Source organism: Ruminococcus bicirculans (ex Wegman et al. 2014) (assembly GCF_000723465.1).
GTDB classification, from domain to species: Bacteria; Bacillota; Clostridia; order Oscillospirales; family Ruminococcaceae; genus Hominimerdicola; species Hominimerdicola aceti.
In genome coordinates this window covers 2,098,250-2,119,811 of the sequence record NZ_HF545616.1, presented here as the reverse complement: position 1 = coordinate 2,119,811, position 21,562 = coordinate 2,098,250, and the positions used below count along the sequence as shown (strand labels likewise).

Genomic DNA, 21,562 nt, shown 5'->3' with positions numbered 1-21,562 from the left:
GGTACAGGGCAAAGCCCTGTCAGAGCTTGAGGCAGAGCCTTAATCGGCGTAAGCCGACAAGGTGCAGAAAAAAGTTAAAAAGCATATAAAAGTAAAGAACAAAACAAAGCGGTGTCGGAGCAAAAACTCTGCACCGCTTTTTTTCTCTCCCATAGCGCAATTGTAGGGGACGGCGCCCTCGACGTCCCGCTTCGGGGAGTTGCGAGGTTTGAGTTTCCATAAACCATGTGGGTGAACTAAACGGGCGAACACTGTTCGTCCCTGCATTGTTCGTGCGTTGTTTCGCAAATTGTTGTCAACAATAAGATAACAAAAGTTGTGTCATTGTCACAGAAATTCGTGAAATCAGGGCGGATTAACTGCATTTTTGCGTATTGCAAAAATCAAAAATAAATGTTATAATCAGTTGTGTATCACTATTTTCAGAAAGGCAGGCGGATAATGTGGCGGAAAAGATAAGCGAAAAAATACAAAAGAAAAAACCGAAAAAACTTATAAATATGATATTCTCACAGAAAACCACTATTATTCTGCTTCTTGCATTGCAGCTTATTTTCATTTTTATCATCTTCCAAAGCTTCGCTGTGCATTATGCCTATCTGCATATCGTTTTTTCTACTGTGGCTATCGTGCTTGCTATCTATATCCTTAACAGCAGCGAGAACCCTGCCTATAAATTGGCGTGGATAGTACCCCTTGTTATCGTGCCTATCTTTACGGTGGTGCTTTATATATTATTCAAAAATCAGTTTTCAACAAGAAAGGTCAGAAACCTTTATGCTAAGAAATCCGCCAATACAAGACCTTTTCTTAAAACAAATAAACAGATAATGAGCTATCTCCATGAAAGTGAGCCTGATTTTTATAAGCTTGCAAACTATGTGGATAAGTCGGGGGGCTACCCTGTCTGCGGTAATACGGAGGTCACTTATTTTCCCCTTGGCGAAGATAAGTATAAGGCTATGCTTGAGGAGCTTCAGAAAGCTCAGGAGTTTATCTTTATGGAGTATTTTATTATCGACGACGGTGAAATGTGGCGTGAGATAGTTAAGATACTTCTTGAAAAAGCTAAGGCAGGCGTGGAGGTAAGACTTCTTTATGACGGAATGGGTTCTCAGTTCACTTTGCCTTTCAGATATAAGAAAAAGCTTACCGACCAAGGGGTAAAATGCCTTGTTTTCAACCCTTTCCGCCCTATGCTTTCTACTATACAGAATAATCGTGACCATAGAAAAATTCTCGTTGTAGACGGCAACGTGGCTTTCAACGGGGGCGTTAATATCGCCGACGAGTATATAAACCGCAAGGAGCGTTTCGGTCATTGGAAAGATACCGCCGTTATGCTAAAGGGCGACGGCGTTTGGAATTTTACCATGATGTTTCTGCAAATGTGGGAGGTCATCTCAGGTGATAAAACTGAGTATAATATGTACCGCCCAACTGTAAAAAACGTTGTGAACAACGGCTATGTTATCCCCTACGGTGACTCCCCTCTCGATGACGAGAATGTGGGCGAGCTTGTCTATATGGATATGATAAACAATGCCAAGGATTATATCTATATCTCTACCCCGTATCTTATTCCTGACAACGAAATGCTCACCGTCCTGGGCTATGCGGCAAAAAGCGGTGTTGATGTTAGGATAATCACTCCTGAGATACCTGATAAATGGTATGTGAGCGTTATAACAAGGTCTTTCTACAGAGATCTTGAAACGCTGGGTGTGAAAGTCTATGAGTATAAAGGCGGCTTTAACCACGCCAAAATGTTCCTCTCGGACGATAAGTCGGCCGTGGTGGGTACGATAAATCTCGACTACAGAAGCTTGTATCTCCATTTTGAGTGTGCAACTTATATGTACAAAACAAGTTGTATAAAGGATATAAAAGCGGACTTTGACGATATGTTTGAAAACCGCTGTCATAGGATAACACATGACGATATAAATAACCGCAGCTTCTGGTCAAGGTTCATGTCGGTCATTCTCAGGACCATTGCGCCTCTTTTGTAAAAATGTATTTTACGAGGTATCAGGGGAAAAATAAGCCTATCTTTGCTTTTGCATAGCTTGGAGGGCTTTTATGATACTTCTGAATAAATTGTTTTCGGCAGAAAAATCTGCAAAGGGCAGAGTGAACTATCCTCTCTTGCTTCTCGGTGCGGTCATATATGGCGTGAGCGTGGGACTGGTTTTAAGCCCTAACGAAATTGCCCCCGGAGGTGCTTCGGGGCTTGCTGTCATGTTGTCAAGATTTCTGCCTCTTGGTGTCGGCTCGCTTACAATGGCGATAAATCTTCCTTTGTTGGCGGTTAGCCTTTATGTGTTCGGCTGGCGTTTCCTTTTGGGAACTGTTGTAGCTATTGCAGTTTCGGGTCTGACAGCGGATATGTGTACGCTTTTTACACCACCCACAAATGATATTTTTCTCAGCGCAATAGCAGGCGGTATTCTGTTGGGTGCAGGCTGTGGGATAGTTTTTCGCTCAGGGGGAACAACAGGCGGAACTGATATCGCCGCTAAGCTTATCAAAAGGAAAAAGCCCTACATGGCGGCAGGTCAGATCTTTATGCTTGCAGACGGTGTGATATGTGTGCTCAGCGGTTTTGTTTTCGGCAGTATCGACAACGCACTGTATTCGTTCTTTACACTGTGGGTGTTCTCAAAAACGCTGGATATGATACTCTACGGCGGCGACAGAGGAAAGCTTGCGCTGATAATAAGCCCTGCCGCAGATAAGATACTCCATAGGCTTCTTAATGAGGGCAACTTGGGGTGTACGGTCATAAAAGCCCGAACGGGATACACGGGAGAGGACAGAGATCTTATACTTTGCGCAGTGAGAAAACGCAGGATAACGGACGTTCGCAGAATAGCGGCGGAAACTGACGAAAAGGCTTTCGTACTTGTGGGTGACGTGAGCGAGATAATAGGCGAGGGTTTCAGGCTCTCTGATGAATACTTCTGAAAGGACATTACAATGGACATAAAAGATTTTAAGGGACACATTTTCGACTTGGACGGCACTCTGACAAGATCAAATCACGTTTGGTCAAAGATAGACGAGGATTTCCTCGGCAAGCGTGGGATAAAAGTGCCTGAGGACTATTTCAAGCAGGTGTCTGCAATGAATTTCGAGCAGGCGGCTGTTTATACAAACGATAGATTTTCTCTGGGTGAGAACATTCAGAATATAATGAAGGAATGGTTCGATATGGCGGTGTATGAGTATACGAACGTTATCGAGCTTTGCGGAAACGCAGGGGAGTATGTGCGAAAGCTTAAGGAACAGGGCAGGAAGATAGCATTGGCGACCGCTTCAACTGAGGAGCTTTATAAGCCTGTGCTAAAGAGAAACGGCATTTTGGATCAATTTGATTGCTTCGTGTCTACAGAGCAGGTGGAGAGGGGAAAAGGCTTTCCTGATGTTTATGAGCTGGCGGCTGAGAAACTGGGGCTTGAATCGAAGAATTGCGTGGTTTATGAGGATATAGTCGAGGGCATAAAAGGAGCGAAAGCAGGCGGGTTCTTTGCTGTGGCTTGCTTGAATGACCATTACTCGCATGACTGGGACGAGATGAGAGAGATCGCTGATGCGACCGTGGAGGACGGAAAGTTTCCGGTTTAATGAGGAATGAGGAATTAGGAATGAGCATAGCTGACCAGAGCTGTGCCCCCAGCACCGAGCGTAGCGAGAGATAAAACGCAGGCTCAAGCCCGGCGTTAGAGGGCTTGTGGGGTCAAGGGGCAAAGCCCATTGCGGAGTTTGAGGCAGAGCCTCATTCGGCGCAAGCCGATTAGGCGGTGCAGAGAGGAAAAGAAGAATTGCAACGTTGCAACTTAATAAAAAGTTGTATCGAAGAACAAAACTGCACCGCTTATACTATATCCTTATACAGAGTAAAGTCCGCAAAGAGCGACAGCGATTTTGCGGCATTGCAAAGTAGCGCATAAGTGTAGGGGCTGGCGTCCTCGACAGCCCGTTTCGGGGAGTTGCGAGTTTTGGGTTTTCATGAAGTTGAGCGGGCGACCAACACGGGCGAACAGTGTTCGCCCCTACAGAAAATCATCGCCGACAGGCGATACCATAATTCCTCATTCCTCACTCCTCATTCCTCACTCGACAAACGATAAAATTTACAAAAAATTAATAAAATTCTTTGACAAATGATTGACAAAGAAGAGCACAGATGTTATAATTGTAGTACCTCTTTATGAGGTCTATTTTTTTGCGCTCTTTTTTTGAGCGTGAAAAAGCATAAGTTACCTCAGGGCTGTGTGACAGCTTGCGTGAAAACGTATGAGGGAGGCAGACGTACCCTGAATGTTCTTGCGGGGTATAAATTTCGTCAGGAGGTGCCGAAATGAGAGTAAAAATTACACTTGCTTGTACTGAGTGTAAGCAGAGAAACTACAACACTAAGAAGAACAAGAAGAATGACCCTGACAGACTTGAAATGAACAAGTATTGCAAGTTCTGTAAGAAACACACTCTTCACAAAGAGACTAAGTAATATTGAAAGGAGCTATTTCTAATGGCTAAAAAAACAGATGTTACTAAGTCTTCAAAAAAGGATACCGGCAAGGATCAGAAGAAAAAGGGCGGAATAAGAAAATATTTCAGAGAGCTTAAAGCTGAAATGAAAAAGGTCGTTTGGCCTACAAGACAGCAGGTGACTAAGAATACGGGAGTTGTTCTCTCGGTAATGGTCGTTATGGCTCTGTTCCTTTTCGGAGTTGATTCAGGTCTGGGTGCAGCTATCAAGGCTATCCTTAAAATCGGCGGCTAAGCCGTCACAGCGGTTTTGACAACATCAATATGGAGGTAAGAAACATGTCAGAAGAAGCAAAGTGGTATGTTGTTCACACTTATTCAGGTTATGAGAATAAGGTAAAAAGCAATATTGAAAAGGTTGTTGAAAACCGAAACCTTCAGGATCTCATCCCTGAGGTAATGATCCCAATGGAGGAAGTTACCGAAGTAAAGGGCAATAAGATCGACAAGGGCGACAGAAAGCTTTTTCCAAGCTATGTGCTTGTAAAAATGGTGCTTACAGACGATTCATGGTATATCGTTAGAAATACCAGAGGCGTTACGGGCTTCGTTGGTCCTGCGTCAAAGCCTGTTCCGCTGACCGATAAAGAGGTCGCAGCGCTGGGTGTTGACACACAGAGAAGCGCTAACGTTCAGGTCGGCTTCAAGGAAGGCGACAACGTCGTTGTAACAGCAGGCTCATTCGAGGGCTTCACAGGAGTTGTGGAGAAATTCGATATGGAAGCACAGACAGCAGACGTCAGAGTATCTATGCTGGGCAGAGAAACAACCGTTACTATGCCGCTGACACAGATAAAGTCTGAGGAATAAGGAAAAAGGCGGTAAAACTCCGCAAACATTCGTGAAAATGGAAGCAAAGCCGTCAATGACGGTTCGGATATACGGCTTCCGGAAACGTGGGAGAGCGTATGGCGCTCGCCTTACCACTTAATTATGGAGGTGCGAACAAATGGCACAGAAGGTAGTAGGCTATATTAAGCTTCAGATTCCAGCAGGAAAGGCAACTCCTGCACCACCGGTTGGTCCAGCTCTTGGTCAGCACGGTGTAAACATCATGGCGTTCACAAAGGATTTTAACGAGAGAACTAAGAACGATATCGGTCTTATCATCCCAGTTGTTATCACAGTTTACGCAGACAGATCATTCACATTCATCACCAAGACTCCTCCGGCAGCAGTTCTCATCAAGAAGGCTTGCAAGATCGAGTCAGGTTCCGGTGTTCCTAACAAGACTAAGGTCGCAACTATCACAAAAGAGCAGCTTCAGAAGATCGCTGAGCAGAAGATGCCTGACCTGAACGCAGCAAACATCGAGAGTGCTATGAGCATGATCGCTGGTACATGCCGTTCAATGGGCGTTGTAGTTGAGGACTAATCAATCGTACTGTGCATTCATGCACGGCAATGGTGGGAGGAATTTTCCGCTAACCGACTAGATATCCACTGTCGGTATTACCACTTAATGAGGAGGAAATATTAATGAAACATGGCAAGAAGTATGTTGACAGCTTCAAGGCTATCGACAAGGCTAAGCAATATGACGCTCCTGAGGCTCTGGAACTTGCAGCTAAGGGTGCTAAGGCAAAGTTCGATGAAACTATCGAGCTTCACATTCGTCTGGGCGTTGACTCAAGACACGCTGATCAGCAGGTAAGAGGTGCTGTTGTACTTCCAAACGGAACTGGTAAGACTGTAAGAGTTTGCGTATTCTGTAAGGAAGACAAGTACGAGGCTGCTAAGGCAGCAGGCGCTGACTATGTTGGCGGCATGGATCTCGTTGAGAAGATCACAAAGGAAAACTGGATGGATTTCGACGTTGTAGTTGCTTCACCTGACATGATGGGTGTTGTAGGACGTCTTGGTAAGATCCTCGGACCTAGAGGACTTATGCCAAACCCAAAGGCAGGAACTGTTACTCCTGACGTAGCTAAGGCTGTTACAGAGGCTAAGGCTGGTAAGATCGAGTATCGTCTTGATAAGACAAACATCATTCACTGCCCTATCGGTAAGGCTTCATTCGGTGTTGAGAAGCTCGAGCAGAACTTCAACACACTTATCAACGCTGTTGTAAAGGCTAAGCCAGCCGCTGCTAAGGGTCAGTACCTTAAGAGCGTAGTTGTAGCTTCTACAATGGGCCCTGGTATCAAGATCAGCACTGCTAAGTACGGCAACTAATCTGATAACAGATAAATATTGAATTTTTAAGGGACTTGTGCTAAATGCATAAGTCCCTTTTTTATATATTCCCACAATTTGAACCACCCATGTTCAAATATTTGCATTATCAAGAAAAATTAACAAAATAATTTTTAAAGTAATCGTTTTACCCTGTTGCATTATTTTTTCTATGTGTTATAATATCAATTGAGCCGTAAGGTTCAGATTTTTGCAAGGAGTGATAATTATTAATATCTTTTATAACGAAAAAGATAAGGCTTTCAAGCTGAGAGCCAATAATACAGACTATATGATGAAGGTCTGCGAGGAGGGCTACCTCGCTCACGTTTACTATGGAAATAAAGTCCCTGACGAGGATCTGACTTATCTTCTCCGTCTTGACGAAAGCCCTTTTACCCCTGCCACTAACGACCGTGACAGAGCAAGCTTTATGGATACTCTGCCTTTTGAATATCCATGCTTCGGTCTTGGTGATTACAGAGAGTCTGCTTTCAAAATAATGGACGCTGACGGTATGTCGACTAGCGATCTGAGATATGTTTCTCATAAAATGTATGAGGGCAAACCAAAGCTTGAGGGTCTGCCTGCTACTTTCGCTACTGAGGAAAGCGGTTGTTCAACTCTCGAGATAACAATGTATGATAAGTATGCCGATATCGAAGTCGTTCTTATCTACACAGCTTTCGATAAGCTTGACGTTATCACACGTTCCGCTGTTATCACAAACAAGAGCGAAAAGCCGTTCAAGATAACAAGAGCCCTTTCAGCTTGCGTTGATTTTGATACAGACAAAATGGATATGATTACACTCAACGGCTCATGGGCTAGAGAAAGAGCTGTTGAAAGATGCAGACTTCACCATGGTAAACAGCTTGTTGATTCCTGCAGGGGCGAATCATCACATCAGAACAATCCGTTCGTTGCTCTTTGCGACAATAACGCTGACGAGGATAAGGGCGAGGTTTTCGGTTTCAACTTTGTTTACTCTGGAAACTTCTATGCTCAGGCAGAAGTGACTCAGCATAAGAAAACTCGTTTCCTTATGGGTATAAATCCTCTTGACTTCGAGTGGCTTCTGGAAAAGGGCGAAAGCTTCACTTGCCCTGAGGTAGTAATGGTGCACTCTGACGAGGGTATAGGCAAAATGTCAAGAACTTTCCATGACCTCTATAGAAACAACCTTATCAGAGGCGAGTATAAGGATAAAAGACGTCCGATACTCATTAACAACTGGGAAGCTACTTACTTTAATTTCGATACTGACAAGCTTATAGATATCGCTAAGGAAGCTTCAAAGCTTGGTATAGAAATGCTTGTTATGGACGACGGCTGGTTCGGTCATAGAGATTCTGATAACTCATCACTGGGCGATTGGTTCGTTTATGAGAAGAAGCTCAAGGGCGGTCTTAAATATCTTGTTGACGAGGTAAATAAGCTTGGCATGAAGTTCGGCATTTGGTTCGAGCCTGAAATGATATCCCCTGACTCTGAACTTTATAAGGCTCACCCAGACTGGGCTATCCAGATAAAGGGCAGACCTCTGACACTTTGCAGAGAGCAGTATGTCCTCGACTATTCAAGAAAGGAAGTCAGAGATCATGTTTACGGCATGATGAAGAAGATACTCGACAGTGCGAATATCGAGTACATCAAGTGGGATATGAACAGACAGCTTACAGAAGTCGGCTCGGCTACCCTGCCTGCTGAAAGGCAGAGAGAGCTTTGGCACAGATATGTTCTCGGTGTTTATGACCTTATGGACAGACTTACAACAGATTATCCTCATATCCTGCTGGAGAACTGCTCAGGCGGCGGAGCAAGATTTGATCCTGGTATGCTTTACTACAGCCCACAGATATGGTGCTCTGACGATACAGACGCTATCGAAAGACTGAAGATACAGCACGGCACTTCAATGTGCTATCCATGCTCAGCAATGGGTGCGCACGTTTCCGATTGCCCTAACCATACTGTTGGCAGAAACACTCCTTTCAAGACAAGAGGTCACGTTGCTATGGTGGGTACGTTCGGCTATGAGCTTGACGTAACAAGGATACCGCAGGAGGACAGGGACTCTATCCCTGCACAGATAGAGGAGTTCAACAAGTTCAACAAGCTTGTAAGAACAGGCGACCACTACAGAATAGGCAATATGTTCGAGGACAACACCTGGGACGCTTGGGAGTTCGTTGCAAAGGACAAGAGCGAAGCACTCTTTGAATTCGTTCAGGTGCTTGGCAGACCAAACGAAAGATCAAGACGTATCAAGCTCAAAGGTCTTGAAGCTGACGCTTACTATTATGAGGAGAACGAGCCTGACAAGAAGATATCAGGTGCGGCACTTATGAATGCAGGTATCAACATCGCAAAGATGTGGAATGGTGACGGACTTTATGGCGACTTCTGCTCAAAGATTCTTCATTTTATAAAGGTGTAAGAGCAAAGCGTTTATCAAAGTTGTGGTAAGATTAGATAAATACACAAAAGACTATTGACAATTTGAAGATATTGTAGTACAATAGTTGTGAAATAAGTTCAAATTTTAAAGGCGGAGCTCTTCCGCCTTTAAATAACACAGAGATGTAAACGAATACAACTTATAAGGAGAATTTTTATGAGGTTAAAAAAGCTAATGGCAGTGGTTTGTGCCGCCGCCCTTACAGTGACAGCTTTCGCAGGCTGCTCAAAAAAGAACGATTCCTCCAGCGGCTCTGACAGCAAGGGCGACGCTAAGAAGGAGTATTACAACGCTCAGCCTGTTGACACTGGCTGGGAGTGGGGAAATGTCGAGATAGTTGACGGTGGTTTTATCCCTGACGTCATCTATAACCCTACTGAGGAGGGGCTTATCTACGCCAGAACAGATATGGGCGGCGCTTATAAGTATAATAAAGATACTCAGCGCTGGGAGTGCATAACAGATTGCTTTGGCGGCGACGATTGGAACTATAACGGAACAGAGAGCCTTGCAACTGACCCTGTTGAGCCAAACAGAGTTTATCTTGCGGCTGGTACATACTCCACAAACAACGGTGCAATATTTGCTTCTGACGATTACGGCAAGAACTGGACTATCTGCGAAATGCCTTTCGGCATGGGCGGTAACGAGGTCGGAAGAGGCTGCGGTGAAAGACTTCAGGTAGACCCTAACGATAACTCAATACTTTACTTCGGCTCAAGAGCTGACGGACTTTGGAAGTCCACAGACTATGGCGCAACATGGAACGAGGTCACTTCATTCCCTACAAAGGGCGGATATACTGAAGACGGATATTCTATCGGACTTACATTCGTGGCATTCGATAAATCAAGCTCTGAAAAGGGTCAGGCAACAAAGACAATAATCGTTGGCTCAGCAGGAACTCAGGGGGATTATCTCTATCGTTCTGATGACGCAGGCGAAACTTGGACAGCTATCCCTAATCCAAAGTCTGAGGCTACAGGCGACAAGACCGAGAAGCTCAAGCCTTGTCAGGGCGAGATATCTTCTGACGGATATCTCTATTCAACATGGTCTTATAAGGTAGGACCAAACGGTGCTTCTGACGGAGCAGTTCAGAAGTATAACCTTAAAACAGGCGAGTGGACAGAGATAACTCCTGAGAGATCTTATACTTGCGGTTACAATGGTATCTCAGTAAACCCTAACGACCCTAACATGATAGTATGCACAACTCTTGACCTTTGGGCATATTACGACAACCTTTTCGTTTCCTATGACGGAGGCGAAACTTGGAACGGCATTTGGGGCAGTGACGAGAACGGCAAAGAGGTAAACAACTTTAATCTCGATATAAGCAATGCTCCTTGGCTGGATTGGCAGGGACAGCTCAAGCCGGGCTGGTGGATGACAGGTGTTGCTATCAACCCATTCAACCCAGATGAAGTTCTTTACACAACAGGTGCAACTATCTTCGGCACATCAAATCTTTCAAAGATAAAGGACGAGCCTGTTGACATAAGCGTAAAGGCAATGGGCATTGAAATGACAGCTATCTTTGACTTCGTTTCACCTCTCGATAATGGCGAGGGTACTCCTGAGCTTTATTCCACAATGGGTGACCTTTACGGCTTCCGTCATGATGATGTAACAAAAGCTCCGCAGGAGCATTATGGCGACTTTAAGGCGACCTCTATAGATTGTGCAGCACAGGATTATAAGATAGTAGTAAGAGCGACAGACGATGGCGACGGCTCGGTTTACTATTCAACAGACGCAGCCGAAACTTGGCAGGCAGTGGAAACACTTCCGGAGGGCGTTGGCAAAAAAGCAGGCGGCACAGCTAAGCTTTCCGCTGACGGCAAGACCATTTTCTATCAGAGCGGCACAACAGGCGTTGCTGCGGCAGTAACAAGCGATTTTGGCAAAACATGGACTACCTGCGAGGGACTTCCTGCCGGTGCAGTTATTGAAACAGATAAGGTAAATCCTGATAAGTTCTACGGCTCATATGACGGAACGTTCTATATGAGTACAGACGGCGGAAAAACTTTCAGCCCTATCGCAAATATGCTCGTTTCAGCAACATCAATAAAAGTTTGTCCTGATAAAGAGGGCGACCTTTGGATACCTGTAGGTGCGGGCGGAGTTTACTATCTTGACTCATCAACAGGCACTCTCGCTCCTACATCTAAGGACGTTACACTGTGCGATGCTATCGGTCTTGGTAAGGCAGAAAAGGACGGCGACTACATGGCACTCTACATGATGGGCGAGGCAAACGGCGACGGCTACGGAATCTACCAGTCCACCGACAAGGGCGTAACATGGAAGCGTATCAATGATGACACACAGAAGTGGGGCAACGTTAGAAAGATAATCAGCGGCGACCCTAAGGTATACGGCAGAGTTTATGTAGGCACTGACGGACGTGGTATCATTATGGGAAACGTTAAGCAGTAATACATTATAATATAGCGAACAGAGCGGTGCAGATAGTGCCGCTCTGTTTTTGTCTTTGCCCGAATGCAAAGCATTTCTGCACATTGTATAAGTGAATAAAATCGGAAGTGCAAATTTGTGCATTGTTATGATAAATCTTAAAATCATCTTAGCAAAATTACAAATGCTTGCATTTGGTGCAGATTTTTGTTATTATGTTACTGTAAGAACAAATCAGAAGATACAGACAACAGAAAGGGGTGCTTAATATGAACGATGCAAATAAAGAAACAAACACAGCTTATGAAGAGCCGAAAAAGAAGGTGTATGTAAAGCTTATAATATTTCTTGCGTTGATAACGGCGCTGTTCATAGTTTTAGGGGCAAAGTTCGTGCTGTTTTATTACAGAACCCATGGAATTGGAGGACACTATTTTTATAAGGGCTGTGATGCGGAGGTCGTCCACCAACTGCCAGAGGGTCTCACTGACGAGGATATCTCCAATGCTGTTATAAAGGATGAATACGATAACGGCTTTGATCACGAATATACGACCGCCGGCGAAAGCGACTTCTTTGTTGAAACACACTATTTATTAGGTGTGCAGAATATCGACAATAAAAATTGCAAGGTCTATCTGCTGAGCGATTGTGGGCATTATAAGGACAGCGTGTTGCAAAGCGGCAGTCTTGTGGTGAAAATGATAGATTTTGAAAAGCAGAAAGGTCAATGGGTGGGTGATTATCTGTGGGAGCCGAGAGGCGGAGCAATGTATGAAGGCTCGATCAGGGAAACTATCCCCTCTGAGCTGGCCGATATTATATTCAGCGATGAGGAAACAGAGATCAAAAAGAAGATCATCGCTGAAACGGAAGAAAAGGTCAAGGCGTACTATAATACTGACAAAGTGGCGTAATATAAACTTTGTATAACATGATACAGCAAAATGGGACGTCGAGGACGCCGTCCCCTACACCATACATCTTGCAGGGGCGATCTGTGGTCGCCCATTCTTTTGGCGATAGCAAAATTATTGCGATAAATAGTTGTGTTTTACCACGCTAAAGCCCCGAAAAACCGACTTTTATAACGAATATGAATAAAATGTAGCGGTAAATAATACTCATAGTGAAATTTGTGCAATGTGCATATAAACACGTTGAGAAGTAGGTGAAAATTCTATATTGTAATTTGTCTGTAACCGCTTGCAAATGGCTTGAAAGTAGTGTATAATAATACTTGCGTGACTGCACAGTGTATTTAATGTACACGATGATGATATGCGATGAAGCGGAAGGTTGCTGACAGTTGGTCAGGTAATTTCCGTGGAGTATGTCCGATTTTAAACCGGGCGACTGTTAATACCGAACACAGTATGTGCTTATGCTTCTTGCGATAGCGGACAAGGTCTGCTTTAGCGTGAGTATGTGTGATGCTGTGTGCGCTGTTTTCTGAGTCCGAAAGCCTTGTGGGTTTCGGAATTTTTTATGAGAACGGCAGGGAACACACGGCAGAGTGTAAACGGGTATCAACAGAAAGCTTTTAAAGCTCGAACCTGTCAATTGCGTAAGCGATCGGCATGCCTCGATCATTTACGCAATTGACTGAGGCTTGAGTGAAAGAAAGCTGCCCCCTAAACTTTTTTAATTTGCACAAGGAGGCGATTTAAGTGGCAGTCAATGAAAAGATCAGAATCAAGATCAAGGGTTACGAGCATGCGGTTGTAGACGCAGCTGCAGCAAAGATCGTTGAGGCTGTTAAGCGTTCAGGCGCACAGGTTTCAGGTCCTATCCCACTTCCTACAGACAAAGAGGTAATCACTATCCTCAGAGCTGTACACAAGTACAAGGATAGCCGTGAGCAGTTCGAGATGAGAACTCACAAGAGACTTATCGATGTTCTGAGACCTACAAAGGAAACAACAGCAGCTCTTGAAAATCTTGAACTTCCTGCAGGCGTTAACATTGTTATGGAGATCAAGTAATCTCCAAATGAGATCGCGTGCGATCTCAAAAAACATTTAACACGCAGGTCACGTCGGACAAGTCCGACCAATAACCACATAGGAGGAAAACATAATGCAAAAGGGAATCATCGGTAAGAAAATCGGTATGACACAGATTTTCGATGAAGCAGGAAAAGTAATTCCTGTAACAGTTGTTGAAGCTGGTCCTTGCGTTGTCGTTCAGAAGAAGACAGTTGAGAATGACGGCTATGAGGCTGTTCAGCTTGGCTATGGCGACATCAGAGCGAAGAGAGTAAACAAGCCTCTTCAGGGTCACTTCAAGAAGGCTGACGTTGCAATGAAGAGAACTCTTAAGGAGTTCAGACTTGCTGACACATCAGCTCTTAATGTTGGAGATATCGTAAAGGCTGACACATTTGCTGCAGGCGACATCGTTGATGTCAGCGGTACAAGCAAGGGTCACGGATTCTCCGGTACGATCAAGCGTCACAACAACTCAAGACTTAAGGAAACTCACGGTACAGGTCCTGTACACAGACATGCAGGTTCTATGGGTGCTTGTTCATCACCTTCAAGAATCTTCAAGGGCAAGGGTATGCCTGGTCAGTACGGTAACGTAAAGGTAACTGTACAGAATCTTGAGATCGTCAAGGTAGACGCAGAAAACAATCTTATCGCAATCAAGGGCGCAATTCCTGGACCAAAGAACGGTACAGTTACAATTTGCGACTGCGTTAAGAAGGCTTAGTGGAAGGAGGAATCATAATGTCACAGATTTCAGTATTTGATATGACAGGCAAAAAGGTTGCCGACACTGAGCTTAACGATGCTATTTTCGGTATCGAGCCAAACAAGGCTATCATGCACGCTATGGTTGTAAATTATCTTGCTAACCAGAGACAGGGCACACAGTCAACTCTTACAAGAACAGAAGTAAGAGGCGGTGGTAGAAAGCCATGGAGACAGAAGGGAACAGGTCACGCAAGACAGGGTTCTATCAGAGCTCCACAGTGGGTACACGGTGGTGTTGCTCTCGGTCCTAAGCCAAGAGATTACAGCTATTCACTTAATAAAAAGGAAAGAAGACTCGGTATGAAGTCTGCACTTTCAACAAAGGTCGTTGACGAGAATCTCGTAGTTGTTGATTCGATCAAGCTCGAGAGCTACAAGACAAAGGCAGTTGTTGAGATGCTCAAGGCACTTGGTGCTGAGGGTAAGGCTCTCATCGTTACAGCAGAGTCTGACAAGACTGTTGTCAAGAGTGCAGCCAACATTCCTGGCGTTAAGACAGCTACTGTAAATACTCTCAGTGTTTACGACATTCTGAACTATGATAAGTTTATCGTTTCTTCAGAGGCTGTAAAGAAGATTGAGGAGGTTTACGCATAATGAGAACTGCTCAAGATATAATTTTAAAGCCAGTTATCACTGAAGATTCTATGGACAGACTTCAGGCTAACAGATACACTTTCAAGGTCGCTAAGGACGCTAACAAGATCGAGATCGCTAAGGCAGTTGAAGAGCTTTTCAACGTAAAGGTAGCTAAGGTAAACACGATCAGCGTTAAGGGTAAGCAGAAGAGAATGGGAAGAAGCGTAGGCTACAGACCAGACTGGAAAAAAGCGATCGTTACTCTTGAGGGTGACAAGACAATCGAATTCTTCGAGGGCTTGTTCTAAATCCTCTAAAAGAGGTGCAGCGTAAGGCTGCATTGCTCCGAAGAACTTCATGAATACCGAGAAGTCTTCGGAAAGGTCTTGCGAGGCGGCGAGGACCGCTCATCATTTCACCGCAGGACGTAAGTATGGAAGGGCGCTTGGCGTGAAAACGCTTTGACCTTTTCGCAAAACTCAGATAAGGAGTGAATTTCAAATGGCAATAAAGAGCTACAAGCCTACAACAGCCGGCAGAAGAGGTATGACAGTTACCGATTATTCCGAGCTTTCAAAGGTTGCTCCATGTAAGTCTCTGCTTGAGCCACTCAAGAAGAACTCAGGTAGAAACAGCTACGGTAGAATCACTGTTCGTCACAGAGGCGGCGGAGTAAGAAGAAAATACCGTGTAATTGATTTTAAGAGAAACAAACTCGATATGAACGCAACAGTTCTTACTATCGAGTACGATCCAAACCGTTCAGCATTCATTGCTCTTGTAGAGTATGAGGACGGCGAGAAGAGATACATCATCGCACCTTATGGTCTTAAGGTTGGTGACGTTATCAGAGCAGGCGCAGACGCAGACATCAAGCCTGGTAATGCACTTGCAATGATAAACATTCCTGTTGGTACTTTCATCCACAACATCGAGCTTTATCCTGGTAAGGGCGCACAGCTCGTTCGTTCAGCAGGAAACATGGCTCAGCTCATGGGTAAGGAAGACAACTACGCACTTGTAAGACTTCCTTCAGGCGAGATGAGAAAGGTCCCTGTAAACTGCATGGCTACAATCGGTCAGGTAGGAAACATCGACCATGAGAACGTAAATATCGGTAAGGCAGGTAGAAAGCGCCATATGGGCTGGAGACCTACCGTTAGAGGTTCTGTAATGAACCCATGCGATCACCCACACGGTGGTGGTGAGGGTCGTGCTCCAGTTGGTAGACCAACTCCAGTTACACCTTGGGGTAAGCCTACAATGGGATACAAGACCCGTGCTAAGCATCATCGCTCCGATAAGTTTATCGTAAAACGCAGAAACGGTAAGTAATGCTGAAAGGAGGCAGATGATCAATGGGTAGAAGTGTCAAGAAGGGACCATACGTACAGGAGGTCCTTTACAAGAGAGTTAAGGCAATGAACGATGCAGGCGAGAAGAAGGTGCTCAAGACATGGAGCAGAGCTTCTACAATATTCCCTGAATTCGTTGGTCACACATTCGCAGTTCACGACGGACGTAAGCACGTTCCTGTATATGTAACAGAGGACATGGTTGGTCACAAGCTGGGAGAGTTCGCTCCAACAAGAACATTCAAGGGTCATGCAGGTTCAAAGACCTCAAACAACGGTAAGTAGTGCGGAAGGAGGAATACAAATGGAAGCAAAAGCAATTCTGAGAAATGCTCGTATTGCTCCTCGTAAGGTACAGATCGTTCTCGATCTGATCAGAGGAAAAGACTATGATGTTGCGATGGCAACAGTAAAGCATACACCAAAGGCTGCAAGTGAATATCTTGAGAAGCTTCTGAAGTCCGCCGCTCACAACGCTGAGAACAACCATAACATGGATAAGAACAACCTTTACGTTGCAGAGTGCTATGTTTGTCCAGGACCGATAATGAAGAGAATCATGCCAAGAGCACAAGGCAGAGCATATAGAATCCTTAAGAGAACATCACACGTTACGATCGTTCTTAAGGAAAAGGAATAAGCTGAAAGAGGAGGTAAACTATGGGACAGAAAGTAAATCCACACGGACTTCGTGTCGGTGTGATTAAGAATTGGGACTCCCGCTGGTTTGCAGAAAAGGGTACTTTTGGCGATACACTGGTTGAGGATTACAACGTTCGTAACTTTATTCTTAAAGAGCTGAATACAAGATCAAAGAATCCAGCAGATAAGTGCGTATACGCCGGCGTTCCAAAAGTAGAGATCGAAAGATTTGCCGATAAGGACGGCGGTCAGAAGGTAAGAATCCACATCCACTGTGCAAAGCCTGGTATCGTAATAGGCAGAGGCGGCGCAGAGATCGAAAAGCTCCGTGCAAACGTTGAAAAGATGATCGGCAAGAGCGTTGCTATCAACATCGTTGAGGTAAAGCAGCCTGACATCAATGCACAGCTCGTTGCAGAAAAGATCGCACACGATCTTGAAGATAGAATCTCATTCAGAAGAGCAATGAAGCAGTCTATCGGCAGAGCAATGAAGCTCGGCGCTAAGGGTATCAAGGTTAGATGCGGCGGCCGTCTTGGCGGTGCAGAGATCGCTAGAGCAGAAACATACCACGAGGGTACAATTCCACTTCAGACGATCAGAGCTGACATCGACTATGGTACAGCTGAGGCACACACAACTTACGGTAGGATCGGCGTTAAGGTATGGATATACAGAGGCGAGGTTCTTAAGGGCGAAGTTGCTGCTTCAGACAAGAGAGAGTCAAACGACAGAAGACGCCAGAACAGAAATGGTAAGCGTGACTTCAATAAGGCTAAAAAAGAGGGAGGTAACAAGTAATGCTGCTTCCAAAGAGAGTTAAGTTCAGAAAACAGCACCGTGGCCGTATGACAGGCAAGGCTATGAGAGGTAACACAGTTTCTCACGGTGAGTATGGTCTTCAGGCTCTTCAGCCTGCTTGGATCACATCAAATCAGATCGAAGCTGCCCGTATCGCAATGACAAGATACATCAAGCGTGGCGGTCAGGTTTGGATCAAGATCTTCCCAGATAAGCCTGCAACAAGAAAGCCTCTTGGAACTCGAATGGGTAAAGGTAAGGGCGCACCTGAGTATTGGGTAGCCGTTGTTAAGCCAGGCAGAGTAATGTTCGAGATCGCAGGAGTACCTGAAGAGACAGCTAGAGAAGCAATGCGTCTTGCAATGCACAAGCTGCCTATCAAGTGTAAGTTCGTTAAAAGAGATACTCAAGAAACGGGTGGTGAGCAATAATGAAGGCTAATGAAATCAAGGATATGACAGTCGACGAGCTCAACAGCAAACTCGCTGAGCTCAAGCAGGAGCTTTTTAACCTTCGTTTCCAGCACGCTGTAAATCAGTTGGAGAATCCTAAGAGACTTCAGGCTGTGAAGAAGGATATTGCTCGTGTAAAGACATTCATTCGTAAGCAAGAGTCCAATGTTCAGTAATTTTCGAAGGGAGGATTAACTGTGAGCGAAGAGAGAAATTTGAGAAAAACCAGAGTTGGCGTTGTAGTTTCCAACAAGATGGATAAGACTATCGTAGTTGCTATCAAGGATAACGTACAGCACCCACTTTACAAGAAGATCATCAAGAGAACAGTTAAGCTTAAGGCACATGACGAAAACAATGTCTGCAATATAGGCGACAAGGTTGAAGTTATGGAAACAAGACCTCTGTCAAAGGACAAGAGATGGCGTCTTGTTAACGTTCTTGAGAAGGCTAAGTAATTAAAACGCAATAGTGCAGGTGGCAGATAACTTCTGCCGACCGCACGTTAAATTCTGAAAGGAGGAACGCACTGTGATACAAATGCAGACTTACCTGAAGGTAGCAGATAACTCCGGAGCAAAGGAGCTTATGTGCATCAGGGTACTCGGCGGAACACGCAGAAAGTATGCAAACATCGGTGACGTTGTAGTTTGTTCTGTTAAAAAGGCAACACCAGGCGGAGTTGTTAAAAAGGGCGACGTTGTTAAAGCAGTAATCGTTCGTTCAGCTAAGGGTCTTCGTCGTGCAGACGGCACATATATCCGTTTTGACGAAAACGCAGCTGTTATTATCAAAGAAGACAAGAACCCAAGAGGTACTCGTATATTTGGACCAGTAGCTAAGGAGCTCAGAGAGAAGGACTATATGAAGATCCTTTCACTTGCTCCAGAAGTTCTTTAATTGGAGGTGTCGTAACAATGAATAAGGTACACGTAAAAACAGGCGACACCGTCGTTATCCTCTCCGGTAAGGACAAGGGTAAGAAGGGCAAGGTCCTGGAAGTTTCCCCTAAGGAGGGAAAGGTAATCGTTGAGGGTCTTAACATTGCTACAAAGCACGTTAAGCCAAGACGTCAGGGCGAGCAGGGCGGCATAGTTGAGGCTGAGGCTGCAATGTACGCTTCAAAGGTACAGGCAGTTTGCCCTAAGTGCGGCAAGCCAACAAGAGTCGCTCATAAGTTCCTTGAGGACGGTACTAAAGTTAGAGTCTGCAAGAACGCAGACTGCGGCGAAGAATTTTAATTAGGAGGATATTACGATGGCTAGACTTAAAGAATATTATGTTAGCGACGTAGCTCCTGCTATGATGAAGAAATTCGAATACGCTAACGTTATGCAGATCCCAAAGCTTGATAAGGTAGTTATCAACGTGGGCTGCGGCGCAGATAAGGATAACAAGAAGGTTATCGACGCTATCATGACTGATCTGGCTGCTATCACAGGACAGAAGCCGATCGTTTGTAAGGCAAAGAAGTCCGTTGCTAACTTCAAGCTCAGAGACGGACAGATCATCGGTGTTAAGGTAACACTGAGAGCTGAGAAAATGTATGAATTCGTTGACAGACTTTTCAACGTAGCATTTCCTCGTGTAAGAGATTTCAGAGGTATCAACCCTAACTCTTTCGACGGCAGAGGCAACTACTCTACTGGTCTTAAGGAGCAGCTGATCTTCCCTGAGATCGAATACGATAAGATAGATAAGGTTCGTGGTATGGATATCAACTTTATCACAACTGCAAAAACTGATGAAGAGGCAAAGGAGCTGCTTTCACTTATGGGTGCTCCATTTGCTGATAAGTAAGAGGAGGATAAAAAATGGCTAAGAAGGCTATGATCAACAAACAGCAGGCTACGCCTAAATATTCCACTCGTGCTTACAACAGATGTAAGATCTGCGGAAGACCTCACGCTTATCTGAGAAAATTCGGCGTTTGCCGTATCTGTTTCAGAGAGTTGGCTCACGAGGGTAAGATTCCGGGAGTTAAGAAGGCTAGTTGGTAAAAGGAGGTTAACACGCATGCAAATTACTGATACAATAGCGGATCTTCTTACAAGAATCCGTAACGCAAGTACTGCGAAGCACGCAACAGTTGACGTTCCTGCATCTAATATGAAGAAGTCGATCACACAGATCCTCGTAGACGAAGGATACGTTAAGGACTTCAAGATCATTGAAGACGGTAAGCAGGGTATCATTAGAATTACTCTTAAATATGACGAGAACAGAAATCCAGTCATCACAGGACTCAGAAGAGTATCAAAGCCTGGTCTGAGAATTTACGCAAGCTGCGAGGATATGCCAAAGGTTATAAAGGGTCTTGGCATTGCTATCGTATCTACTTCAAAGGGCGTTATCACAGACAAGAAGGCTAGAGAGCTGAATGTCGGCGGAGAAGTTCTCGCATTCATCTGGTAAGGAGGACTAAGTTATGTCAAGAATAGGTATTAAGCCAATTAGTGTTCCTGCAGGTGTAGAGGTTACTGTTGCAGACGGAAATGTAGTTACAGTAAAGGGTCCTAAGGGTTCACTCACAAAAGAGTTCCACAAGGATATGATCATAAAGTGTGCAGACGGCGTGATCACAGTAGAGCGTCCTTCAGAGGATAAGCTCCACAAGTCACTGCACGGTCTGACAAGAACACTCGTACACAACATGGTAGAGGGTGTTACAGAGGGTTTCGCAAAGAAGCTTGAGATCGTTGGTGTAGGTTACAGAGCACAGAAGCAGGGTAAGAACCTTGTTATGAACCTTGGTTTTTCTCATCAGGTAATCGTACCTGAAACAGATACTATCAAGATCGATGTACCTGACGCAAACCACATCGTAATTTCAGGTTGCGACAAGCAGGAAGTAGGTCAGTTTGCTTGTGAGATCCGTGAGAAGCGTCCACCAGAGCCTTATAAGGGTAAGGGTATTCGTTACGAAGGCGAGTATGTTATCCGTAAGGAAGGTAAGGCTGGTAAGGGCAGCAAGAAGTAATAAAAGGAGAGAATTACTATGGTTAAAAAGCTTGACAAGGCTAAGGCAAGAGCAAAAAGACATCAGAGAGTCCGCAACAAGATCAACGGAACAGCTGATTGTCCTCGCCTCAACGTATTCCGCTCCTCTAAGCATATTTATGCACAGGTTATCGACGACGTAAACGGCGTAACACTTTGCAGCGCTTCCTCAATGTCCAAGGACTTTGAAGGCAACGGCGGCAACAAGGAAGGCGCTCGTAAGGTCGGCGAAATGATCGCTCAGGCGGCTAAGGCAAAGGGCATCGAGAATGTCGTATTCGACAGAGGCGGCTACCTTTACCACGGACGTGTTCAGGAGTTGGCAGACGGAGCCCGTGAAGGCGGACTTAAGTTCTAAAG

Annotated in this window: 29 protein-coding genes; all 29 read left to right on the top strand. The window is 44.9% G+C overall.

Annotation, left to right across the window (positions count from 1 at the left end; genetic code table 11):
- Window positions 1-443 precede the first annotated feature (443 nt).
- The 29 genes from cls to rplR all read left to right on the top strand — a co-directional run bounded on the left by cls (window position 444) and on the right by rplR (window position 21,560).
- Window positions 444-2,012, top strand: a complete 1,569-nt coding sequence (cls, locus tag RBI_RS09935; protein WP_051706759.1) for a cardiolipin synthase — start codon at window positions 444-446, stop codon at window positions 2,010-2,012.
- 70 nt (window positions 2,013-2,082) lie between these two features.
- The gene (locus RBI_RS09930; RefSeq protein ID WP_038672651.1) at window positions 2,083-2,967 is read left to right on the top strand and encodes a YitT family protein; all 885 of its coding nucleotides are present in this window, start codon (window positions 2,083-2,085) and stop codon (window positions 2,965-2,967) included.
- Window positions 2,968-2,979: 12 nt separating this feature from the next.
- Window positions 2,980-3,627: an HAD family hydrolase gene (locus tag RBI_RS09925; protein WP_038672650.1), complete on the top strand. Its 648-nt coding sequence runs from the start codon at window positions 2,980-2,982 to the stop codon at window positions 3,625-3,627.
- A gap of 736 nt (window positions 3,628-4,363) precedes the next feature.
- The gene (gene rpmG / locus RBI_RS09920) at window positions 4,364-4,513 is read left to right on the top strand and encodes a 50S ribosomal protein L33 (RefSeq protein ID WP_002848320.1); all 150 of its coding nucleotides are present in this window, start codon (window positions 4,364-4,366) and stop codon (window positions 4,511-4,513) included.
- 21 nt (window positions 4,514-4,534) lie between these two features.
- Complete coding sequence (gene secE, locus RBI_RS09915) at window positions 4,535-4,789, top strand: preprotein translocase subunit SecE (protein WP_022287006.1); 255 nt, start codon at window positions 4,535-4,537, stop codon at window positions 4,787-4,789.
- 44 nt (window positions 4,790-4,833) lie between these two features.
- Window positions 4,834-5,364: a transcription termination/antitermination protein NusG gene (nusG, locus tag RBI_RS09910; protein ID WP_038672647.1), complete on the top strand. Its 531-nt coding sequence runs from the start codon at window positions 4,834-4,836 to the stop codon at window positions 5,362-5,364.
- Window positions 5,365-5,503: 139 nt separating this feature from the next.
- A complete protein-coding gene (gene rplK / locus RBI_RS09905) occupies window positions 5,504-5,929 on the top strand; it encodes a 50S ribosomal protein L11 (RefSeq protein WP_022287004.1) in 426 nt (141 codons plus the stop codon).
- Window positions 5,930-6,033: 104 nt separating this feature from the next.
- Window positions 6,034-6,729, top strand: coding sequence for a 50S ribosomal protein L1 (gene rplA / locus RBI_RS09900; protein WP_022287003.1), 696 nt, complete (start codon window positions 6,034-6,036; stop codon window positions 6,727-6,729).
- Window positions 6,730-6,958: 229 nt separating this feature from the next.
- Window positions 6,959-9,169: an alpha-galactosidase gene (locus RBI_RS09895; protein ID WP_038673469.1), complete on the top strand. Its 2,211-nt coding sequence runs from the start codon at window positions 6,959-6,961 to the stop codon at window positions 9,167-9,169.
- A 177-nt stretch (window positions 9,170-9,346) separates the two neighbouring features.
- Window positions 9,347-11,635, top strand: coding sequence for a cellulose-binding protein (locus RBI_RS09890; RefSeq protein WP_038672645.1), 2,289 nt, complete (start codon window positions 9,347-9,349; stop codon window positions 11,633-11,635).
- A 248-nt stretch (window positions 11,636-11,883) separates the two neighbouring features.
- A complete protein-coding gene (locus tag RBI_RS09885) occupies window positions 11,884-12,531 on the top strand; it encodes a hypothetical protein (RefSeq protein ID WP_038672644.1) in 648 nt (215 codons plus the stop codon).
- Window positions 12,532-13,284: 753 nt separating this feature from the next.
- Window positions 13,285-13,599, top strand: a complete 315-nt coding sequence (rpsJ, locus tag RBI_RS09880; RefSeq protein ID WP_022286999.1) for a 30S ribosomal protein S10 — start codon at window positions 13,285-13,287, stop codon at window positions 13,597-13,599.
- A 94-nt stretch (window positions 13,600-13,693) separates the two neighbouring features.
- Entirely contained in the window at window positions 13,694-14,329 is a 636-nt protein-coding gene (rplC, locus tag RBI_RS09875; RefSeq protein ID WP_022286998.1) for a 50S ribosomal protein L3, read from the top strand.
- A gap of 17 nt (window positions 14,330-14,346) precedes the next feature.
- On the top strand, window positions 14,347-14,970 hold the full coding sequence (rplD, locus tag RBI_RS09870) for a 50S ribosomal protein L4 (protein WP_038672642.1): 624 nt from the start codon (window positions 14,347-14,349) through the stop codon (window positions 14,968-14,970).
- The gene (rplW, locus tag RBI_RS09865; RefSeq protein ID WP_038672640.1) at window positions 14,970-15,260 is read left to right on the top strand and encodes a 50S ribosomal protein L23; all 291 of its coding nucleotides are present in this window, start codon (window positions 14,970-14,972) and stop codon (window positions 15,258-15,260) included. Before rplD ends, rplW begins: the two co-directional genes overlap by 1 nt.
- A gap of 193 nt (window positions 15,261-15,453) precedes the next feature.
- Window positions 15,454-16,287, top strand: a complete 834-nt coding sequence (rplB, locus tag RBI_RS09860) for a 50S ribosomal protein L2 (RefSeq protein ID WP_022286995.1) — start codon at window positions 15,454-15,456, stop codon at window positions 16,285-16,287.
- Between the two features lie 23 nt (window positions 16,288-16,310).
- The gene (rpsS, locus tag RBI_RS09855; RefSeq protein WP_022286994.1) at window positions 16,311-16,592 is read left to right on the top strand and encodes a 30S ribosomal protein S19; all 282 of its coding nucleotides are present in this window, start codon (window positions 16,311-16,313) and stop codon (window positions 16,590-16,592) included.
- Between the two features lie 19 nt (window positions 16,593-16,611).
- On the top strand, window positions 16,612-16,947 hold the full coding sequence (rplV, locus tag RBI_RS09850; RefSeq protein WP_022286993.1) for a 50S ribosomal protein L22: 336 nt from the start codon (window positions 16,612-16,614) through the stop codon (window positions 16,945-16,947).
- 20 nt (window positions 16,948-16,967) lie between these two features.
- The gene (gene rpsC, locus RBI_RS09845) at window positions 16,968-17,750 is read left to right on the top strand and encodes a 30S ribosomal protein S3 (RefSeq protein WP_022286992.1); all 783 of its coding nucleotides are present in this window, start codon (window positions 16,968-16,970) and stop codon (window positions 17,748-17,750) included.
- Window positions 17,750-18,181: a 50S ribosomal protein L16 gene (gene rplP, locus RBI_RS09840; protein WP_022286991.1), complete on the top strand. Its 432-nt coding sequence runs from the start codon at window positions 17,750-17,752 to the stop codon at window positions 18,179-18,181. Before rpsC ends, rplP begins: the two co-directional genes overlap by 1 nt.
- A complete protein-coding gene (gene rpmC / locus RBI_RS09835; protein ID WP_022286990.1) occupies window positions 18,181-18,378 on the top strand; it encodes a 50S ribosomal protein L29 in 198 nt (65 codons plus the stop codon). Before rplP ends, rpmC begins: the two co-directional genes overlap by 1 nt.
- A 21-nt stretch (window positions 18,379-18,399) precedes the next feature.
- A complete protein-coding gene (rpsQ, locus tag RBI_RS09830) occupies window positions 18,400-18,660 on the top strand; it encodes a 30S ribosomal protein S17 (RefSeq protein ID WP_022286989.1) in 261 nt (86 codons plus the stop codon).
- Window positions 18,661-18,733: 73 nt separating this feature from the next.
- Window positions 18,734-19,102: a 50S ribosomal protein L14 gene (gene rplN, locus RBI_RS09825; RefSeq protein WP_022286988.1), complete on the top strand. Its 369-nt coding sequence runs from the start codon at window positions 18,734-18,736 to the stop codon at window positions 19,100-19,102.
- A 17-nt stretch (window positions 19,103-19,119) separates the two neighbouring features.
- Window positions 19,120-19,443, top strand: coding sequence for a 50S ribosomal protein L24 (rplX, locus tag RBI_RS09820; protein WP_022286987.1), 324 nt, complete (start codon window positions 19,120-19,122; stop codon window positions 19,441-19,443).
- A gap of 16 nt (window positions 19,444-19,459) precedes the next feature.
- Window positions 19,460-20,002, top strand: coding sequence for a 50S ribosomal protein L5 (gene rplE, locus RBI_RS09815; RefSeq protein WP_022286986.1), 543 nt, complete (start codon window positions 19,460-19,462; stop codon window positions 20,000-20,002).
- Between the two features lie 14 nt (window positions 20,003-20,016).
- A complete protein-coding gene (locus tag RBI_RS09810; RefSeq protein ID WP_022286985.1) occupies window positions 20,017-20,202 on the top strand; it encodes a type Z 30S ribosomal protein S14 in 186 nt (61 codons plus the stop codon).
- 16 nt (window positions 20,203-20,218) lie between these two features.
- Window positions 20,219-20,617 (top strand): 30S ribosomal protein S8, encoded by a 399-nt coding sequence (rpsH, locus tag RBI_RS09805; RefSeq protein ID WP_022286984.1) that lies wholly within the window; start codon window positions 20,219-20,221, stop codon window positions 20,615-20,617.
- Window positions 20,618-20,630: 13 nt separating this feature from the next.
- On the top strand, window positions 20,631-21,182 hold the full coding sequence (rplF, locus tag RBI_RS09800; RefSeq protein WP_022286983.1) for a 50S ribosomal protein L6: 552 nt from the start codon (window positions 20,631-20,633) through the stop codon (window positions 21,180-21,182).
- Between the two features lie 18 nt (window positions 21,183-21,200).
- Complete coding sequence (gene rplR / locus RBI_RS09795) at window positions 21,201-21,560, top strand: 50S ribosomal protein L18 (protein ID WP_022286982.1); 360 nt, start codon at window positions 21,201-21,203, stop codon at window positions 21,558-21,560.
- Window positions 21,561-21,562 lie beyond the last annotated feature (2 nt).

Excerpts from the sequence above, each read along its gene's own strand:
- rplP (WP_022286991.1), top strand. The coding sequence starts at position 17,750 with ATGCTGCTTCCAAAGAGAGTTAAGTTCAGAAAACAGCACCGTGGCCGT.
- rplC (WP_022286998.1), top strand. The coding sequence starts at position 13,694 with ATGCAAAAGGGAATCATCGGTAAGAAAATCGGTATGACACAGATTTTC.
- rplB (WP_022286995.1), top strand. The coding sequence starts at position 15,454 with ATGGCAATAAAGAGCTACAAGCCTACAACAGCCGGCAGAAGAGGTATG.
- RBI_RS09810 (WP_022286985.1), top strand. The coding sequence starts at position 20,017 with ATGGCTAAGAAGGCTATGATCAACAAACAGCAGGCTACGCCTAAATAT.
- rplE (WP_022286986.1), top strand. The coding sequence starts at position 19,460 with ATGGCTAGACTTAAAGAATATTATGTTAGCGACGTAGCTCCTGCTATG.
- rplV (WP_022286993.1), top strand. The coding sequence starts at position 16,612 with ATGGAAGCAAAAGCAATTCTGAGAAATGCTCGTATTGCTCCTCGTAAG.
- rplX (WP_022286987.1), top strand. The coding sequence starts at position 19,120 with ATGAATAAGGTACACGTAAAAACAGGCGACACCGTCGTTATCCTCTCC.
- RBI_RS09925 (WP_038672650.1), top strand. The coding sequence starts at position 2,980 with ATGGACATAAAAGATTTTAAGGGACACATTTTCGACTTGGACGGCACT.
- rpmC (WP_022286990.1), top strand. The coding sequence starts at position 18,181 with ATGAAGGCTAATGAAATCAAGGATATGACAGTCGACGAGCTCAACAGC.
- secE (WP_022287006.1), top strand. The coding sequence starts at position 4,535 with ATGGCTAAAAAAACAGATGTTACTAAGTCTTCAAAAAAGGATACCGGC.
- rplD (WP_038672642.1), top strand. The coding sequence starts at position 14,347 with ATGTCACAGATTTCAGTATTTGATATGACAGGCAAAAAGGTTGCCGAC.
- rpsH (WP_022286984.1), top strand. The coding sequence starts at position 20,219 with ATGCAAATTACTGATACAATAGCGGATCTTCTTACAAGAATCCGTAAC.
- rplW (WP_038672640.1), top strand. The coding sequence starts at position 14,970 with ATGAGAACTGCTCAAGATATAATTTTAAAGCCAGTTATCACTGAAGAT.
- rplR (WP_022286982.1), top strand. The coding sequence starts at position 21,201 with ATGGTTAAAAAGCTTGACAAGGCTAAGGCAAGAGCAAAAAGACATCAG.
- RBI_RS09930 (WP_038672651.1), top strand. The coding sequence starts at position 2,083 with ATGATACTTCTGAATAAATTGTTTTCGGCAGAAAAATCTGCAAAGGGC.
- rpsC (WP_022286992.1), top strand. The coding sequence starts at position 16,968 with ATGGGACAGAAAGTAAATCCACACGGACTTCGTGTCGGTGTGATTAAG.
- rplK (WP_022287004.1), top strand. The coding sequence starts at position 5,504 with ATGGCACAGAAGGTAGTAGGCTATATTAAGCTTCAGATTCCAGCAGGA.
- rplF (WP_022286983.1), top strand. The coding sequence starts at position 20,631 with ATGTCAAGAATAGGTATTAAGCCAATTAGTGTTCCTGCAGGTGTAGAG.
- rplA (WP_022287003.1), top strand. The coding sequence starts at position 6,034 with ATGAAACATGGCAAGAAGTATGTTGACAGCTTCAAGGCTATCGACAAG.
- rpmG (WP_002848320.1), top strand. The coding sequence starts at position 4,364 with ATGAGAGTAAAAATTACACTTGCTTGTACTGAGTGTAAGCAGAGAAAC.
- rpsS (WP_022286994.1), top strand. The coding sequence starts at position 16,311 with ATGGGTAGAAGTGTCAAGAAGGGACCATACGTACAGGAGGTCCTTTAC.
- RBI_RS09890 (WP_038672645.1), top strand. The coding sequence starts at position 9,347 with ATGAGGTTAAAAAAGCTAATGGCAGTGGTTTGTGCCGCCGCCCTTACA.
- nusG (WP_038672647.1), top strand. The coding sequence starts at position 4,834 with ATGTCAGAAGAAGCAAAGTGGTATGTTGTTCACACTTATTCAGGTTAT.
- RBI_RS09885 (WP_038672644.1), top strand. The coding sequence starts at position 11,884 with ATGAACGATGCAAATAAAGAAACAAACACAGCTTATGAAGAGCCGAAA.